This window comes from Salibacterium sp. K-3, assembly GCF_054052005.1.
In genome coordinates this window covers 1,569,922-1,586,378 of the sequence record NZ_JBSVZE010000001.1, presented here as the reverse complement: position 1 = coordinate 1,586,378, position 16,457 = coordinate 1,569,922, and the positions used below count along the sequence as shown (strand labels likewise).

The following is a 16,457-nucleotide window of genomic DNA, read 5'->3' as shown; positions in this document are numbered from 1 at the left end:
ACCTTATGCTTGTTTCCCGTCTTTCAGAACAGCGCGCCTTGTTCAATCCCTCTGTTGTTTCTCTTCTTCTGATTCCTCGTGTTCCGGATCTTCTTTTAGTTCCACTGTCAGATATCCTTCATCCTTGATCACTGCTCCAGCTTCAATGCTCTGCTGCGTGACATATCCAGAACCTAGGTGGTCCAGTTTCAGCCCTGTAAACATACTTAATCTCTTCACATCGCGGAGCGACCATCCGCTGACATCAGGCATGGAAGCTTCACCTTCCGTCCGCAGGAACACTTTATCGCCGATGATCAACGGTTCATCCGGTGCCGGATACTGATCTTTCACGGTTCCATTATCTCCGAGGGTAACCGGTACCAGGCCATTCTCTTCCAGACTGGATATAACCTGATCAAGAGATTCTCCACGGTAGTCCTCTGCTTTCATTCCTTCTTCTTCATAGACCTGTTCTTCTTCCACATCTTCGGGCGTCAAACTCAGGTAAGAAAGACTCTGCTTCATCACAGGATTGAATATTTGGGACACAGGTGCCGACCCTGCCTCTGTCGGTTCCAGATCCGGGCGGTCTACAGACACATAAACGATAATGCTCGGGTCATCTGCAGGAGCCATGCCTATAAAGGAAAAAATGTTTTCATCCTGTCCGCTCAAATAACCGGCACCGTTAGGATCGTTAATCTGAGCCGTCCCTGTTTTTCCTGCAACGTTAATGCCGTCAATCTGAAAAGGCTGCCCTGTTCCTTCCTCAGAAGCAACCACCTGCCTCATCCGTTTTCTTACTTCTTCTGCGGTCGATTCACTGACCGGAGTTCCGGCAGTTTCCGGAACAGCTTCATATGAATATTCTTCCTCTGCCTGATCGTACATGCTCTTCACAACAAAAGGTTTCATCATCGTGCCGTCGTTGGCAATGGCGGTCGCCGCCTGAACCTGCTGAATCGGCGTTACGGAGCTGGACTGTCCAAATCCGGTGACGGCGGTATTGAGTTTATTCGGTTCTGCCAGCAGACTGTCCGCTTCATTCGGCAGGTCAATACCTGTAGGCTCGGAAAAACCAAAGTCGTTCATATACTGAAAGAATGTTTCAGGTCCGAGTTTTTCGAGTGCAACTTTGGCAAAAGCCACGTTGGAGGAACGCCGGAACCCTTCATCATACGTAATGGTTCCCCAGCCCTCACCATTGTTGTGATCATTAATGGTCTCCGAAGCGACACTATACGTACCGGATTGATACGTCTCCTTGCCGTTGTAGACTCCTTCCTCTATTGCAGCAGCGAGGGTAAACATTTTCATCGTGGACCCTGGTTCAAACCGGTCGGAGACAGCATAATTTGTGTAATTGGTAATGGATTCATACTCATTTGGATTGAAACTCGGCCGGTTTCCCATACCGAGTATTTCTCCTGTTTCAGCATTGGCAACGACAGCTGTCATTTTATTTGGACTGTACTTTTCATTCACCTTGTTCATAGCCTGTTCGAGCGCGGTCTGGATGTTGGAATCAATGGTGAGATGGACATCTTCCCCATTCTCGGGTTTATCCACTGTTTCCTCCACATTCCAAAGCGGAATCCCTTTTCGATTCTGTTGATAGGTGACTGCTCCGTCAGAAGAACTCAAAGCCTCGTTCAGTTCAAGCTCCAGTCCCATTTTTGCCTCGCTCATATCACGCTCGGTATAACCGAGGACATGTGACGCAAATACCTGATTCGGGTAGTACCGCTTTGGTTCTGTACGAAAATAGATTCCTTCAAGATCGAGATCTTCTATTTCCTCTTTTTTTGTCAGGCTTAAGTATTTTGAACCTGAGCCCAACTCAATCTGGAATCTCTCTTCCTCTTTTCCCTCTTTCAGCATACTCTGCAGTTCTGATTTTTCCTTCCCTATGAGAGGAGCCAGCTTTTCCGCCGTTTTTTCCATGTTTTGGACGTGACCCTCGTATTCCTCATCCAAAACAGCAAACACCGTATAGGACTGTACTTCCTCGGCAAGGGCTTCCCCGTCGCGGTCATATATGGTGCCCCGTTCCCCTTCCAATGTCTGACTCGTTGTCCAGCGGGTTTCTGCCATTTGATCAAGATCCCTGCCGGCTACTTCACTGCTCACCTGAACATAGACTACTCTGCCCGCAAATACAAGAAAAAACAGGACAACTGCACCCAGCAGTATAAGGGCTCTCGTCACCATTTTTTTTCGTTGATGATCCATCTCGTTCACCATCTTTCTTTTCGGAGCCGGACTTCTCGGCTGATTTGCTTTGACACACGATAAGGGAGGCTGGCTTTCAGGCCGTCCCCCCTTATCACTTGTGTAATCAAGGTGCCGTACCCTGGATCACTTTCACCTGTTTATCATCCAGTTCCATCCCGAGTTCTTCCTTGGCATAATACATAATCCGGTCGGGAGCACTGAGCTCTGAAACCTCCAGTTCCAGACTGCGGTTTGTCTCTGCCTGCTCACTGATGGACTGATTAAGTCCGGCAATCTCCTGCTGCTGAACATAAATGCCCGCGTAATTTGAAACGAGCACAAGGGAAGCAGCGATGACCGCTGCAAGCATCACCCCGATGAGGGCCTTTTCCCCTTTCGTTATTTTCCCTGGAATATGATGGGTCTTTATTTCGGTATGTACCGTTTGTTCCGTCTGCCGCTGCCGTTGCATCTGCCGGGCCAGATTATCCATCAGAATCCCCCTTTTTCCTTTTTTCTGCAATTCGGAGTTTCGCCGAATGAGCTCGGTGGTTTTCTTCCAGTTCTTTTTCATCCGCTGTGATTGGTTTTTTGGTAATCATGTTCATTTCCGGTTCCATTCCTTCCGGAACTACCGGAAGCCCTTTAGGGAGGTCCGGAGAACTGGTTTTTTCCTTGAATATTTTTTTGCAGGTTCTGTCTTCCAGGGAATGAAAGGTGATAACACTGATTCTCCCTCCTGGATTCAGAAGATCACAAGCCATCCGCAGTGTATTTTCAAATATATCAAGTTCATCGTTTACTGCGATCCGGAGCGCCTGGAAGGTTCGTTTGGAAGGATGCCCTCCTGTCCTTCTTGCCGGCGCCGGTATCCCTTCCTTTACACACTCATTCAGCTCAAACGTCGTTTTGATCGGTTCATTTTTTCTTTTTTCTTCTATCCTTCTCGCTATCTGCTTGGCGAATTTTTCTTCCCCATATCTGGAAAGTATGAAATACAGTTTCTGGAAACTCCACTCATTTACTATCGTTTCCGCCGTAAGCCTGCTTCGTTTATCCATTCTCATATCCAGCGGCGCATCAAAGCGGTAGCTGAACCCTCTTTCCGGTTCATCAAACTGAGGGGAAGAGACGCCGAGGTCAAACAGTATACCGTCAACACCTTCCACACCTTGTTCAGCCAGAACATCCGTAAGGGAGCTGAAATTCTCATGAATAAAAGTAACCCTGTCCTGGTAAGGAGCAAGTCGTTTTTTGGCATGTGTTAACGCGGTTTCATCTTGTTCAAAAGCATACAACCGGCCGTCTGTATCAAGCTCTGAAGCTATACGTTCACTGTGTCCGCCGGCTCCAAGGGTACAGTCGACATAGATTCCTGCGCTCTTTACAGCTAGTCCGTCCACTGCTTCGTGGAGCAGGACAGTATCATGACGAAATGCTTCCAAATACAGTCCCCCTTTTCCTTAGGCTTCGGTATGATCCGGTACTATGTTAAAAATCAAAATCCACAATATTTTCTGCAATGTCCGAGAATGATTCACGGGACTCTTCGAAATAGTCTTCCCATTTGTCACGGCTCCAGATCTCCACTCTCGTGGAAACTCCTATCACTACACATTCTTTATGTATTTCGGCATAGCGGCGGAGGGTGGAAGGGATGCTCACCCTTCCCTGTTTATCCAATTCGCATTCAGCCGCTCCCGAAAAGAAAAAACGTGTAAAGGCTCTGGCATCTTTTTTCGTGAAAGGAAGAGACTTCAGGCGGCTTTCAAGACGTTCCCATTCTTCCATCGGATAGATAAACAGACACTCATCCATTCCTCTGGTAATGACAAACGTTTCTCCAAGCCCCTCTCTAAAGCGGGAGGGAATAATCATTCTTCCTTTGTCATCCACATTATGATGATGTTCGCCCATAAACATTGGACATCCATCTCCCTCCACTTTCTAACTATAACGTACCACATTCCCCCACTTTATACCACGTTGAATTAAAAATTTTTTACCGACAAAAAAATTCTCTTCTTTACGAAGAGAATTTAGAAATCCGTCGCCGGATGTATGATTCTGCTTTCATTTTACAGTTTTATCAGATGATGGCGCCCGTATTCACCGTTGAGCACCTTCCATAGTTTCAAAACAAAACTGCTGCCATACTCATTCAGGAAAAATAAAATATTGTATTTTCTCTCCTGAGGCCTGCCGTCTGGATGAGTCAGGCCGCCTGCCCGCTGAATCCGCCTGATCCGCTCCAGTTCCTTTTCTTCCTGATATCGGTTCATTTTATCCGCGAAGGTGTAGATATCCTGTTCGATTATTTCCCAGTTCTTTTCGCCATAGCTTTTTTCCGATGGGGCAATCTTTTCCCACTCAGACCTCATATGATCATGATAAGGCTGGATCGTCTCTAAAAGGTTTTCTGCAAGAGCCGTTCCGTCAATCGTTTTCGCATTCTGCCGTATCCTGTCTACATAAATTCCGGTTGGGTGCCTGAGCATATCTTCACCGCTCAGGTTTTCTCTCTCTAGAGCTGACTGGGTGGAGCGCGGAAAAATGGTCGCTTCCAACCGGGGGACGACCGGCGGGACCATCCGGTCAAACAGGTGAAACAGCGGCTGCAGTACAGACCAGTAATTGATTTCACCCGGACCGCCGGCATATGAAAGAACCGGAAGAAGAAACTCCTGAAGCAGCGGCCTTGTCAGAGCATCGGTACTGAAGCGTTCAGGGCGGCGCGCTGCTTCTTCGAAGAGAAATGTTTTTGAAAAACAGAGCGCCCCGGTTTTATCCGTGAAGAGGAAAGAATCGTCCTGGTATAAAAGAACACGGTGGGGATAATGACAAAACAAATGGGCGCTCTCTTCCTGAAATCCTTCCGGGCGTCCGTAAAACGATGCTCCGCGATTTTTCAGTCCTTTTTCAAGAGCACCGCGCACAGCCTCATTTTGTTCGATCAGCTGCTCAAACATGGACGTTTCCAGCGAACGCAGATCAGGATCCGATGCATCCATTAAAATAAGGCCGCTTCCACTGAACAACCAGTGCATGGCCTCAGCAAAAAAGTCCGTCATCGACTCTGCCCGCGCCGCCATCTTCTGAAAAGCATCATACAGTTCTTTCGTATGGGGAGTTTCCGGAAGCAGCTCGACAGCCTGTCTCCACCATGAGTCAAAGGCCTCTCCTTCCACCGGCTGCTCTGCGACCGGATATCCCGGTTCGAAAAATCCCTGGTAGGTTATTTTTCGAGGTCCGCTTCCATCCGGCAGGTATATATGGTTTACTTCCTCCCAGTCGTGATCTTCACCGGCTATCCAGAAAATCGGAAGCACCGGTCTTTGCAGCAGTTGTTCTTTCTCTTCTGCTTCTTTTAGTACTGTAACAGCTTTATATATCGTAAAAAGCGGGCCGGTGAGAAAACCTGCCTGCTGTCCAGTGACAACTGCAACCGCCTCCGGATCTTTAAGTTTTTCCAGTTTTTCCAAGGTTGCCGGGCTGCAGGAGTGCTTTTGATTATATGTATAAAGAACACTGTATAACCCTTTCCGTTGATAAGTCCGGGAGGTAATTTCTTCGAAGCGCTTTTTAATATCCTCTTCGGCAAAGCCGTAATCGAAGAAGGAACGGGCGCTGCTATCCTGTTGTATATAATCTTTCACAAATGGATGAGTATGAAACGGTGATTCTATTGTTACTGCCTGCATTGGCTTCCAACCTTTCCAGTGCCGCAAATGTGTTCTGATATTCAGATTATCACGATCCCTCAGCCATTAAAAGCAGAAAGCAAACCCGTTCCCCAGACATAAACAGACAGCAGGAGATAGACTGCGAGAAACAGAAAAAAAGTAAAGCGCCAGATTCCTTTTGTGAGACGCAGAAATGCAATATCCTGCCGCGTTCTGTAATGAATGATGGTGAATGCCGATGCAATAAGCAGGACGAGGACAAACAATAGCCATAAATACGAAGAGCCGGTTATATCCTTAAGGAGAAGATGCACAGCAGCGATAAAAAACACCGTCGTACTATCTGACGCTGTCCGCAGGGCTCTCCCTTTATTTTTTGTCGTTTTTACTACACCAAGGTAGATAATGTACCATGCTGCCGGAGGAAGGGTTAAAAGCGCTGCTCCAATGAAAACAACGATATTCGTCAACATTTTTCCCACTTTCTATTGGAGTGAATGTGTCCCACCAAGCTTATAAAATTTATGTCCCTCAAGCAATCCCTTTTCATGTTTGAATATTAAAAGAATTACGCCTATTCTATAACAGTATATCTGTTCCCAAAACGGGGTGAATATATAGTAAAATAGGAAGAAACCGGTTTTATGAGGAGGATGAAGATGACACAACCAGAAGTAAAACGTCTGCGTGTGAATTTCAAGACTCTTGAAGAGTTCCAGAATTTCAAGGAAGTCGGGGTGCAGGAACTGTCCATGAAAGAAGAGCTGGAAGAAAACATTATCGAAAATGACAGTGAATCTCCCTTTTACGGCATATATTACGGGGACCGTCTCGTTGCCCGGATGTGCCTGTATAAAATAGACGCTAAATTCGACTTTTATTTCGACCCTCCGCAGGACTATCTTGAACTGTGGAAGCTGGAAGTTCTGGAGGCGTACCGAAACCGTGGGTTTGGTGAAGCGCTGGTGGATTATGCAAAATCGTTTAATCTGCCTGTAAAAACAAATGCCAGACAGCGTTCTGATTATTTCTGGGAAAAGATGGGATTCGAAAACGTATCCTATCATCCGGAAAGAGACCGCGGCGAGAATCCTTATGTATGGTATCCGGAAGGGGTACAGGCGCAGGAGCCGTCCCCGGTGCAGTCCGACATGACACCTCCGGAATAATACAAAGCTTGAACGTCATTGTGGAAGGATGGAAGGCGGCACCGGCCGCTTCCGGCCGGTACCCTCAACTGCTTTCTTCCATGTTGTCATCGGCAAGAGAAGAAAGCGATCCCTCCGACAACGCTCTCGCTTTATCCATTACCTCAAGCAGAGCTTTGTAATCCTGCCGCAGCTGCTTAAAGTCCTGTTTAATCTGCTGGAGTTCCTGCTCCAGCTTTTCATTTTCCGCTTCTATGTTCTCTTTTTTTACTAATGCCTCTCTGTTTTCCCCTCGCTCTTCAAGAAAACCGGAGAGTTCCTGTAAGAAGGAGATGGTTTCCTGAAGCCGTTCTTTCATCCCTCTAGAGTAAGGCTTTTCTGAATTGGATTCCCCTGCTTCCGGCTTTTCTTTTTCCTGTGAAAACAACGATTCTTCCAACACTTCATCCTCACTATTTTCCTCACTCTTCCCCGTCTGACGGGATTTCGCCAATTCCACAGCCTTTTCGTATTTTTTTCTTATACATGCATTCCAACGAAACCCGCAAGCTGCTGCAGTGCGGGTTAATTTTTCTCCTGCTTCCTGAAAAGCAGCAAGCTGTGTGCTCCCTTCCCTTACATGCCGCAGTACAATTTCAGCAAGCGTAATATCCTCATCCGCGGACCATGCATCCTGCCTGGATCCTGTCATTTTATCCCTCCGTTCTTTTACTTCATTTCTATGAACAGAAACTAGAAGATAGAATCGTTCTATCAAAGGATTATGTCCCAACGCCAGGATTTTTATTCCAGAATCATGGATAAAATATAAATCACTCACAGCAAAAAAGCTGGTTATCGAAAAAATGTCGATAACCAGCTTCTAAGCATCCTTTAGTTTTTTTCCACTACGGTATCTCCTTTGTAGGAACCGCAGTTTCTACAGATACGGTGGGATAATTTCATTTCCCCGCAATCCGGGCACTCCACCATTCCTTTAACAGTAAGTTTATGATGCGTGCGACGTTTATTTTTACGGGTTTTGGTTGAACGTCTCGGTTGTACTGCCATCAGCCACACCTCCTTTTAGGTATTTCGAATGTACGAAAAGGCAAAGGCTTTTCCTGTCTTTCTTATTTGTTAAAGTACCTGGCTAAATCAGCCATTCTCGGATCGATGCTGCTTTCTTCCTCTTCATTTTCCTTTTTCGCTGATGCTTCTTCTTCGGTAATGACTTCCCAGTTTTCGCCGTTCTGCGGGGCAGGTGCCTCTTTTTCATCGATATCTTCAGCAAACACCTGCATCGGGAGTTCAACGAGAATATTCTCTTTCACGTATGGGTGAAGATCAACATACCCATTCTCTGGTTCATGCATGGTAATGTCTTCTTCATCCACCGGTGTTCCGTCAAGCTGGAAACTTTCAGTCATGAGAATATTAAATGGATAATGAACATCCGCCAGTGAACGCGCACATGGAAGCACCATCGATCCCTTCAGGCGGACATGGAATGTCACAGTTTCCCCGGCAAAATCTCCCCTGCCGGATACATGAACCGGACTGATATCGCGCAGTTCGCGGTCACGGTCCTTCAGTTCGCTGACATCGACGGTGGAGTCGATTTCCAGTCCTTCGCCCTTTTTTGCTAATAGTTGTTGTATACTCCATCTCATTGGGTATCACCTCTGGACAACAAGAGTTATTATATCCACCATGCTGCTGTTTGTCAATATTTTTTCTTTACATTATACTGGATGTAACAGAGAATGACCATCTTCAAGATTTCATGTCATGGACTGAAAGGAGAGAACACTGCATGAAAGCTGTCGGTCTAATCGTCGAATACAATCCTTTTCACAATGGTCATTTTCACCACCTTCAGGCGTCCCGGGAAACCGCAGACGCAGATGTTGTTATCTGCGTGATGAGCGGTTATTTTCTACAGCGCGGGGAACCGGCTCTCGTTCCGAGACGCCAGCGGACAGAAATGGCGCTGCAGTGCGGTGCCGACCTGGTTGTCGAACTGCCTTACATATTTTCAGGACAGCACGCGGAGTGGTTTGCCCGAGGAGCTGTGTCTGTGCTTGACCAGCTCGGGGCCGGCACCGTCTGTTTCGGAAGCGAACACGGAAGGATCGAACCGTTTTTAAACCTGCTTGAGTTTCTTCAGGCACGTCGTTTTGAATACGGGCGCTGCATCCAAAAATACAGCAGCCTCGGTTACAGTTTTCCAAAAGCGGCTTCCCTTGCATTCCATGACATGGCACCGGATGATGACCTTCCTGACCTGACACAGCCAAATAATATCCTCGGTTACTGCTACATCAAAGCCGTGGATGAACTGAAAAGTCCGATGACACCGAAAACCATCCAGCGTATTCAGTCCGGTTATCACGACAGAGAGCTGGCCGATACGGAGATATCAAGCGCCACCAGTATCCGGCGCCGCCTCACAGACAGTCCGGATACTCTGTCCACAGTCGAGAGGGCCCTCCCGGAGCCCGTATTTCAACATATGCAGGCGTATCTGAGCGCCGGTTCCTTTTTTTTCGATTGGGAAAAGTATTTCCCTTATCTTCAGGCAAAAGCCATGACCCTTCCTTCCTCCCTGCTCGAAGAAGTGTACGAGGCAGAGGAAGGAATCCACCACCGTTTTCAATCTGCCTTAAAAAAAAGCGCTTCCTTCCATGAATTCATGCATGCTTTTAAAACAAAGCGCTATACGTGGACAAGGCTGCAGCGTTTTGCCGTGCAGGTTCTCACCGGGACGTTCAAGGAAGAAGCTTCTGAAGCTCTGCAATCCGGGGAGGCGGACCATATCCGTATTCTCGGCATGAATGATACGGGACAGGCCTACCTGAATAAAATCAAAAAACAGGTCGGCATCCCTATGTTTTCCTCTCTTCCAAAAGATAAAACACCGCAGCAGCAGCTTGATGAAAAAGCGGCCCTTGCTTATTTTCTTCCTCTCCAACCTGCGCAGCGCACCGGAAAATGGCGGGCCGAATATGAACAGCCGCCTGTTTTTCTGCACCGCTGATCCATTACGAAGCTGGCTGGTGGTTCTGAAGATAGGACACCGCATCCTCCATCTGCTTTACAGGTACAATGTTCATGTCTGCTCCGATATCCGCCGCCGTTTCTCTGGCCTGCTCATAATTGGACAGAGAGGCGGTATCGTGATCAGGCGCAAAGAAAACATCAACGCCTGAATTTTCAGCAGCTACAATTTTCTGGGAAATGCCGCCGATCCGCCCTACATTCCCTTCATCATCTATCGTGCCGGTCCCAGCCGCATCAAGCCCTTTTGTGAGATCATTCTCCGTAAGCTGGTTATAGATCTCCAGGGAAAACATCAGTCCTGCCGAAGGGCCTCCAATCGATCCAGCATTGATTTCAACATCCGGGTCAAACTGGACTCTGCGGTCCGTATAAGGATAAAGCAGCCCGAGGCCGGCTCTTCCGGAACTGTTCAGCTCCTCCGGAAATTCTGATATCTCAACCGTTTCTTCCAGTGTGTCACCGCCGCGTCTTATTGTCAGCTCCACCTCGGTGCCTGCACTCATTCCTTCGAGCCTGTCATTCATGGTCTCCAATGTCCTTACGTTTTCTCCGTTCAGTGCAGTAATCAGATCATCCTGCTGCAGATGGGCTTCTGCATCCATTCCTTCGATGACCTCCGCCACCTTCACTCCGTTGTATTCCACATCATAATCCTCTTCTGCCTCTTTATAGGCTGCGATTTTTGCTGCTTCCTGGGAACTGTTCATCAACATGTCCTGACGGTGGAAGTATTCTTCATCTGTTTCTCCTTCTCTCAGGAATTGATCCGTCGGTGTAAGTTCGCGGTACGGAGATAAATGTGCCCATATATATAACGGGATATTCGCACGCTGCTGGCGTATCGTCGTTAAATAAAATTCGCCCTGTTCTTTATAGCCGCTTTCCACGGTAATCATTTCATCCAGGGAAGACGCTTCCCCCGGCTGTGAGTAATAGTACGGCAGGGGAATCTGATTCAGGGCGAGCACAGCAAGCAGTACAGCAATAATAATCCAGCTTCGTCGAAAACGAGGTTGTTTCATAGTCCGATGCTACTCCTTCCGCGATCATTCTTTTTATTTTAAATGGTGTTTCATCCCGTCATTCATACATAAGGTTAAAGTAAAACGTCACGACCGTCTGGAGACTGGTCTTCAACATTCTAACACGGACTGGCGGTGGATGCTTTGAATCCGAATCATGCACACAGGAACAAAAAGAGGAGGCGCAGCACAGATTGAAAAATGATCATTTCCTGAGAGCGGCTGCCGCAATGGCCGTCTCATTACTTGCCCTTTGTTTCATTCTATACCCGGATCAAGTTCTTGATTCATCCAAAAACGGACTGCTGATCTGGAGTCAAACGGTCTTCCCTTCTCTCTTCCCGTTTTTTGTTACGGCTGAACTATTGATTGCGTTTGGGGTGGTCCGGCTTCTCGGGATCCTGCTCGATCCTGTCATGCGTCCCCTCTTCCGTGTTCCTGGAGCAGGGGGATTTGTATGGGCCGCCGGATTCATTACCGGATTTCCATCAGGAGCGAAATTTACAGCCGCCCTCCGTAAGGAACAGGAGATAAGCCGGGAAGAAGGGGAGCGGTTGGTCAGTTTCACCAACGCTTCCAATCCTTTATTTATATGCGGGGCCGTTGCGGCCGGTTTTTTTCACACTCCGGAACTCGGACTCCTACTTGCATTTTCTCATTATACGGCTAACGTTTTTGTTGGATTAGTGATGCGGTTTCATGCCTTTCATTCGCAAGGTACTGCATTGTCATCTTCCTTTTCTATCCGTCATGCATTTGAAGCGCTACTGGATGAGCAGAAAAAGGACAAGCGCCCATTTGGCACAAAGCTTGGGGACGCTGTGATTTCATCCGTACACACGCTTCTCATGGTCGGAGGCTTCATCTGTTTTTTCGCCGTACTGTACCGCATGTTTCAAGTCACGTCTATGATTGACTATCTTTCGGTGATACCCGGTATCCTGCTTTCTTTTCTTTCCATCAGCACCGATACAGCTGTACCGCTTCTGTCCGGCATTCTTGAAATTACCTCGGGAAGCAGATTGACAAGCAGTCTTTCTTCGGTCTCTCTGCTTGAAAAAATGATTATTGTCTCTTTTATTCTTGGTTTCAGCGGCCTCTCCGTGCACGCGCAGGTAGCAGGCATCCTTGCCGAAACAGACATCCGCTATATACCATTCTTAGCTGGGCGGTGGCTGCACGGTCTGTTTGCGGCTTTGATCACTTATGTCTGTTTTGGGCCTCTTTATCAATTCCGGGTCGATCAGCCTGTTGTGTCCGGTTCAGGAGAACAAGCGCTTCTCTCTTCCATCTGGGAAATGGCTGCCCTTGCAGCTTATCAATACGGCGGAAGCATAACCATCGGCATACTGCTGCTGTACCTGATCATTCTCCATGTCCGGAACGGGCAACAGGAAAGGTTACCTTATAAATAAACAGGACACCCTGTTACACCCCCTCGGAGTTGTCGCAATATAGGAAAGGAGCCATCCCTTATGAGACAGCTCCTTGCATTGGGGCCGGTTACGGGCTGGAAAACGGCCCGTACTTCTCATACAAATAAGATGATACGGGAGGCGGCACGAGCCCTGTTACGTCAGCTTCATATTTCGCTACTTCTTTTACAATACTTGAACTTAAATAGGAATACTGGTTGTTTGTCATCATGAAAAACGTTTCAATCTCAGGATCCAGCTTCCGATTGATGGAAGCTGCCTGCAGCTCATATTCAAAGTCAGATACAGCCCGCAGTCCGCGTATAATCGTTTTTGCCTGTTTCTGCCGGACATAATCAATCAAAAGGCCATTAAAGGAATCAATCTCCACATTTGGAATATCCGCCACTGATTCCTTTAACATGACGAGACGTTCTTCGACAGAAAAAAGAGGTTCTTTATTACGATTATGTAATACAGCAACCACTACTTTGTTGAAAACTTTCGCACTGCGTTCAATGATATCAAGATGGCCGTTCGTCACAGGATCAAAGCTCCCGGGATAAACTGCAGTTTCGGCCATGTCGGTCCCCTCCTTCACTCCTCCATCCTGTAGATGGTAATGCTGGTATCTCCGTACTTCCGCACTGTCTTGTGTTCCAGCCGTCCTGCTCGTACGGGAAGTACTGCCGAGGCGTGATGCTCACATACGACGGTTCCGTTTTCATGCAGAAGCAGGCCGTCGGAAATCGTCTCAAGCAGGACAGGAATCGGATCATCGGCATAGGGAGGATCCATAAATATATAATCAAAAGACCGTCCCTTTTTCTGCAGAACAGTCAACGCCCGTCCAGCATCATTGCGGTAGACGTTTGTATCTTCCTCCACACCTGTTGTATGAAGGTTCTGTTTTATTACGCGCACTGCCTGCGGGTGTTTGTCCACAAAATCTGCCTGCTCCACACCTCTGCTCAGTGCCTCGATACCGAGGTTTCCGGTGCCGGCATACAGGTCCAGCACGGTCCCCCCCTCAAAATAAGGTCCGATCAATTGAAACAAAGCTTCCTTTACTTTATCAGAAGTCGGCCTGGTTTTCATTCCATTTACCGCTTTCAATGCTTTTCCTTTATATTTCCCAGAAACCACCCGCATATCCGCGCATTCCTTTCTTATTGCCGACTTTCCATCCGCAGGGCGTCCAAGGATGGAAGTTTCACTTTATCCTACCATACATCAAGACGCCGGCAAATAACAGCATTTGATGCTTTTTTCTTCTTTTATGTATATTTTGATACAATGACGTACACAATGACAAACAGCAGCATGAATCCATGCTGCTGACAACCGCGGAGAAGGCTTACGTTTCCCCATAAGTTCTTCCTCCGGTTTCTCCTCTCCCATCGTCCGTCTTTGTACGGACGGGGCTGTTCCTTCTACCCTGAGGAACGGCCCTTTTTTTATTGCCTCAATGCTGGGATAACCTGTTTTCTCATGAGAATGATTCCGATAAAAAGGAGCAGGCTTGACATGAGAAACAGACTTCTGATTCCTGTCACTCCGGCAATAAGACCGCCTGTCATCGGCCCGAGCATATTACCGAGAAATAAGAAGCTGTTCGAAAAACCATATGTTCTGCTTTCCATTCCTTCCGGGGCAAGGCGCCGAACCAGAGTGTTTGCGGCGGGAAGCAGGCCGCCGAGACAGAGGCCGGTAAAAAACCTCATCACGATCAACTGCCAAAGCTCGGTTACAAAAGCCTGTGGAATGGAAAACAGGCAGGCTCCGATTAAAGCTCCATACAACACATACTGCGCTCCTTTTTGATCGCTTAATTTGCCAAGCTTGGGAGAAGCCAGCATGTTCGCAAACCCCATGGAAGAAACAGCCAGTCCGGCAAAGAAAGCACTGTTGATGCCGCCGCTCAAATCTTCCACAAACAGGGAAACGAGCGGGTTGATCCCGACCAGGCCAAATTGAATCACAAAGATAATAACATAAATGGAAGGGATCGGACGGATACGGGCGATGGTTTTAAAATCTTCCCGGGTACTTGTTTTTTCTTCATTTTCCGGAGGGGTGAAGTCCTCTTTGACAAAGAACAGAACCGTCAAGGCTGCAACTGCAATGGCCAGCCCTGTAATATTGAATATCATCCGAAACCCGATGATTTCGGCCATAACACCTCCGAAGAGAGGGCCGCAAATACTACCGGCCACCGCTCCCGCCTGAAGAATACCGAGTGCCCGGCCGACGTGTTCTTTCGGCGTATTCGTCGAAACAAGAGCAATGGAAGCCGGATTAAATCCGGAAATAGTCCCGTTGAGAAGCCGGAAGAATAACAGGCTCCAGGGACCTGTTGCAAACCCCATCAATACCATGACGACAGCCATTCCGAATCCGGAGCGCAGCACCATCAGGCGCCGTCCGTGCCTGTCCGCCAGACGTCCCCAGAAAGGGGAAACGATAAAAGCACTGAAAAAGTTAATACCGAAAATCAACCCCGCCCACGTACTCACTTTCGCAGGATCAGTCACACCCAGATCCTGCAGATAGAGAGGGAGAAAGGGCACGATCATTGTCATGGCCGCCATGACAATAAAAATGGCAGCCGTTAAAATGTATAAATTTTTCTTCCAGTCCATCATTTACGGTCCCCTTCTTTCTATGCCTGTCATTCTATAACAGAAAACAGGCCTGAACAAACGAAGAGGTCAAAGAGATCTCAATACCGGAATCCTCCTTGATAAAAAAAGATCCGTCCTTCTGGAGGACAGAACCTTTTTAAATACCGGCGTTATAGTGGTAGTCATTTTCTTTCTCTTTCGGTTTGATGGGACCGCTGAATTCTGTGCGTACTTCAGGTTTCCGGGACTTTTCCACTTTTTCGACGAACGACAGAGCTTCTATTTTCTCTATTGTTTGATCTGCTTCTGACTGATTACAGTATAACACTGCATATTTAAAACGTTTGGATACGTAATAAACGACTCCGTATCGGCGCAGGTGGCGCACATTTTTAGTGGATCGGAGCCAGACTGCGATTCCTGTACGAGCTGTATGCATGGGTCTGCCTCCTTTTGAAGCTGATATGTTTCAGGATAGCACGAACCTTTCCGGCCGGCAACCGGCATCACTTCTTTTGAAACCAACGCTTCCCCGCTTTCTCGATGAAGGCGGGCATGAACGGATAAAGACGGGACACCGCAGCCATCCACCACGGAAGGTTCAGTTCCCTTCGGGGATGGATGGTAAGCTTATAAATACGCCGTGATACTTTTTCGGCATTAAGCATCCAGCGCCCTGCCTTATTTTCGTAATCTCCTGAACGATCGGCTTTTTGTATAAACGGGGTGCGGACCGGTCCTGTATTGACAACTGTTACCTGAACACCGTAATCCCTTGCTTCCAGTCGAAGCGAATTACTGAAACCAATAACTCCGTGTTTGACAGCCGCATAGACAGAGGCCTTCGGGGTTGCGACCTTACCGGCCTGTGACCCGATGTTGATGATCATACCCCGCTGCCGCTGCTTCATATAAGGCAGAAAATATTTCGTTACCAGAAAGGTACCGAAAAGATTGACGTGCAGCATTTCGGCTGCTTCTTCGGGGCTGATATCTTCCACGGGTGCAAACACCCCGGTGCCGGCGTTATTAATAAGCACATCGGGCAGATCCAGGTCCGCGATAATCATGTCTACCGCCCGCCTGCAGGAGCTTTCATCAGAAATATCGGCCGGGTATACGGAGCATTGCCGTCCTTTTTGCTGCTGCTCTTTCTGAATCTCGCGCAGGATGCTTTCCGATCGGGCGATTAAAACCGGATGATCTCCGTTCTCTGCAGCACGGGAGGCCAGCTGCCTGCCGATACCACTGGAGGCACCGGTGATTACAATGATCCGAGGTCGATTTTCCAAAACAAGATCCTCCCTCCGCCTCTTTTATTTCCACT

Annotated in this window: 18 protein-coding genes; 3 read left to right on the top strand and 15 right to left on the bottom strand. The window is 47.8% G+C overall.

What is annotated here, in order from left to right; translation table 11 throughout:
- Positions 1-42 precede the first annotated feature (42 nt).
- The 6 genes from ACW9JV_RS07890 to ACW9JV_RS07865 all read right to left on the bottom strand — a co-directional run bounded on the left by ACW9JV_RS07890 (position 43) and on the right by ACW9JV_RS07865 (position 6,352).
- Complete coding sequence (locus ACW9JV_RS07890; protein WP_457333036.1) at positions 43-2,214, bottom strand: penicillin-binding protein; 2,172 nt, start codon at positions 2,212-2,214, stop codon at positions 43-45.
- A gap of 106 nt (positions 2,215-2,320) precedes the next feature.
- Positions 2,321-2,689 carry a cell division protein FtsL gene (ftsL, locus tag ACW9JV_RS07885; RefSeq protein ID WP_457333034.1) on the bottom strand — a complete coding sequence of 123 codons (369 nt, stop codon included), beginning with the start codon at positions 2,687-2,689 and terminating at the stop codon, positions 2,321-2,323.
- Positions 2,682-3,641: a 16S rRNA (cytosine(1402)-N(4))-methyltransferase RsmH gene (gene rsmH / locus ACW9JV_RS07880; RefSeq protein WP_457333032.1), complete on the bottom strand. Its 960-nt coding sequence runs from the start codon at positions 3,639-3,641 to the stop codon at positions 2,682-2,684. Before rsmH ends, ftsL begins: the two co-directional genes overlap by 8 nt.
- Positions 3,642-3,687: 46 nt before the next feature.
- A complete protein-coding gene (gene mraZ, locus ACW9JV_RS07875; RefSeq protein WP_457333030.1) occupies positions 3,688-4,119 on the bottom strand; it encodes a division/cell wall cluster transcriptional repressor MraZ in 432 nt (143 codons plus the stop codon).
- A 155-nt stretch (positions 4,120-4,274) separates the two neighbouring features.
- Positions 4,275-5,897, bottom strand: a complete 1,623-nt coding sequence (gene bshC / locus ACW9JV_RS07870) for a bacillithiol biosynthesis cysteine-adding enzyme BshC (RefSeq protein WP_457333028.1) — start codon at positions 5,895-5,897, stop codon at positions 4,275-4,277.
- A 59-nt stretch (positions 5,898-5,956) separates the two neighbouring features.
- Positions 5,957-6,352, bottom strand: a complete 396-nt coding sequence (locus ACW9JV_RS07865; protein WP_457333025.1) for a DUF3397 domain-containing protein — start codon at positions 6,350-6,352, stop codon at positions 5,957-5,959.
- Positions 6,353-6,538: 186 nt separating this feature from the next.
- On the opposite strand from ACW9JV_RS07865, the gene ACW9JV_RS07860 reads away from it, so the two are divergent.
- Complete coding sequence (locus tag ACW9JV_RS07860) at positions 6,539-7,048, top strand: N-acetyltransferase (protein ID WP_457333024.1); 510 nt, start codon at positions 6,539-6,541, stop codon at positions 7,046-7,048.
- A gap of 64 nt (positions 7,049-7,112) precedes the next feature.
- Here the strand turns inward: ACW9JV_RS07860 and ACW9JV_RS07855 are convergent, their stop codons facing one another.
- The 3 genes from ACW9JV_RS07855 to ACW9JV_RS07845 form a co-directional block, all read right to left on the bottom strand.
- Positions 7,113-7,718, bottom strand: a complete 606-nt coding sequence (locus tag ACW9JV_RS07855) for an RsfA family transcriptional regulator (protein WP_457333022.1) — start codon at positions 7,716-7,718, stop codon at positions 7,113-7,115.
- Between the two features lie 182 nt (positions 7,719-7,900).
- The gene (gene rpmF / locus ACW9JV_RS07850) at positions 7,901-8,077 is read right to left on the bottom strand and encodes a 50S ribosomal protein L32 (protein WP_457333020.1); all 177 of its coding nucleotides are present in this window, start codon (positions 8,075-8,077) and stop codon (positions 7,901-7,903) included.
- A gap of 62 nt (positions 8,078-8,139) precedes the next feature.
- Positions 8,140-8,679 carry a YceD family protein gene (locus ACW9JV_RS07845; RefSeq protein ID WP_457333018.1) on the bottom strand — a complete coding sequence of 180 codons (540 nt, stop codon included), beginning with the start codon at positions 8,677-8,679 and terminating at the stop codon, positions 8,140-8,142.
- A 143-nt stretch (positions 8,680-8,822) separates the two neighbouring features.
- Between ACW9JV_RS07845 and ACW9JV_RS07840 the strand changes: the two genes are divergently transcribed.
- The gene (locus ACW9JV_RS07840; RefSeq protein WP_457333017.1) at positions 8,823-10,046 is read left to right on the top strand and encodes a nucleotidyltransferase; all 1,224 of its coding nucleotides are present in this window, start codon (positions 8,823-8,825) and stop codon (positions 10,044-10,046) included.
- 4 nt (positions 10,047-10,050) lie between these two features.
- Here the strand turns inward: ACW9JV_RS07840 and ACW9JV_RS07835 are convergent, their stop codons facing one another.
- Positions 10,051-11,091 (bottom strand): SepM family pheromone-processing serine protease, encoded by a 1,041-nt coding sequence (locus ACW9JV_RS07835; RefSeq protein ID WP_457333014.1) that lies wholly within the window; start codon positions 11,089-11,091, stop codon positions 10,051-10,053.
- Positions 11,092-11,285: 194 nt separating this feature from the next.
- Between ACW9JV_RS07835 and ylbJ the strand changes: the two genes are divergently transcribed.
- Positions 11,286-12,506: a sporulation integral membrane protein YlbJ gene (ylbJ, locus tag ACW9JV_RS07830; RefSeq protein ID WP_457333012.1), complete on the top strand. Its 1,221-nt coding sequence runs from the start codon at positions 11,286-11,288 to the stop codon at positions 12,504-12,506.
- A gap of 88 nt (positions 12,507-12,594) precedes the next feature.
- Here ylbJ and coaD read toward each other — a convergent pair whose 3' ends face one another.
- The 5 genes from coaD to ACW9JV_RS07805 all read right to left on the bottom strand — a co-directional run bounded on the left by coaD (position 12,595) and on the right by ACW9JV_RS07805 (position 16,422).
- On the bottom strand, positions 12,595-13,089 hold the full coding sequence (gene coaD / locus ACW9JV_RS07825; protein ID WP_457333010.1) for a pantetheine-phosphate adenylyltransferase: 495 nt from the start codon (positions 13,087-13,089) through the stop codon (positions 12,595-12,597).
- 14 nt (positions 13,090-13,103) lie between these two features.
- A complete protein-coding gene (rsmD, locus tag ACW9JV_RS07820) occupies positions 13,104-13,679 on the bottom strand; it encodes a 16S rRNA (guanine(966)-N(2))-methyltransferase RsmD (protein ID WP_457334650.1) in 576 nt (191 codons plus the stop codon).
- A gap of 284 nt (positions 13,680-13,963) precedes the next feature.
- Positions 13,964-15,151, bottom strand: coding sequence for an MFS transporter (locus tag ACW9JV_RS07815; protein WP_457333008.1), 1,188 nt, complete (start codon positions 15,149-15,151; stop codon positions 13,964-13,966).
- A gap of 136 nt (positions 15,152-15,287) precedes the next feature.
- Positions 15,288-15,569, bottom strand: a complete 282-nt coding sequence (locus tag ACW9JV_RS07810; protein WP_457333006.1) for a YlbG family protein — start codon at positions 15,567-15,569, stop codon at positions 15,288-15,290.
- A gap of 67 nt (positions 15,570-15,636) precedes the next feature.
- Positions 15,637-16,422 (bottom strand): SDR family NAD(P)-dependent oxidoreductase, encoded by a 786-nt coding sequence (locus ACW9JV_RS07805; RefSeq protein WP_457333005.1) that lies wholly within the window; start codon positions 16,420-16,422, stop codon positions 15,637-15,639.
- Positions 16,423-16,457 lie beyond the last annotated feature (35 nt).

What these genes read in the sequence shown, in the direction of transcription:
- ACW9JV_RS07890 (WP_457333036.1), bottom strand. Translation starts at nt 2,214, where the DNA reads ATGGATCATCAACGAAAAAAAATGGTGACGAGAGCCCTTATACTGCTG.
- ftsL (WP_457333034.1), bottom strand. Translation starts at nt 2,689, where the DNA reads ATGGATAATCTGGCCCGGCAGATGCAACGGCAGCGGCAGACGGAACAA.
- mraZ (WP_457333030.1), bottom strand. Translation starts at nt 4,119, where the DNA reads ATGTTTATGGGCGAACATCATCATAATGTGGATGACAAAGGAAGAATG.
- bshC (WP_457333028.1), bottom strand. Translation starts at nt 5,897, where the DNA reads ATGCAGGCAGTAACAATAGAATCACCGTTTCATACTCATCCATTTGTG.
- ACW9JV_RS07865 (WP_457333025.1), bottom strand. Translation starts at nt 6,352, where the DNA reads ATGTTGACGAATATCGTTGTTTTCATTGGAGCAGCGCTTTTAACCCTT.
- ACW9JV_RS07860 (WP_457333024.1), top strand. Translation starts at nt 6,539, where the DNA reads ATGACACAACCAGAAGTAAAACGTCTGCGTGTGAATTTCAAGACTCTT.
- ACW9JV_RS07855 (WP_457333022.1), bottom strand. Translation starts at nt 7,718, where the DNA reads ATGACAGGATCCAGGCAGGATGCATGGTCCGCGGATGAGGATATTACG.
- rpmF (WP_457333020.1), bottom strand. Translation starts at nt 8,077, where the DNA reads ATGGCAGTACAACCGAGACGTTCAACCAAAACCCGTAAAAATAAACGT.
- ACW9JV_RS07845 (WP_457333018.1), bottom strand. Translation starts at nt 8,679, where the DNA reads ATGAGATGGAGTATACAACAACTATTAGCAAAAAAGGGCGAAGGACTG.
- ACW9JV_RS07840 (WP_457333017.1), top strand. Translation starts at nt 8,823, where the DNA reads ATGAAAGCTGTCGGTCTAATCGTCGAATACAATCCTTTTCACAATGGT.
- ACW9JV_RS07835 (WP_457333014.1), bottom strand. Translation starts at nt 11,091, where the DNA reads ATGAAACAACCTCGTTTTCGACGAAGCTGGATTATTATTGCTGTACTG.
- coaD (WP_457333010.1), bottom strand. Translation starts at nt 13,089, where the DNA reads ATGGCCGAAACTGCAGTTTATCCCGGGAGCTTTGATCCTGTGACGAAC.
- ACW9JV_RS07815 (WP_457333008.1), bottom strand. Translation starts at nt 15,151, where the DNA reads ATGATGGACTGGAAGAAAAATTTATACATTTTAACGGCTGCCATTTTT.
- ACW9JV_RS07810 (WP_457333006.1), bottom strand. Translation starts at nt 15,569, where the DNA reads ATGCATACAGCTCGTACAGGAATCGCAGTCTGGCTCCGATCCACTAAA.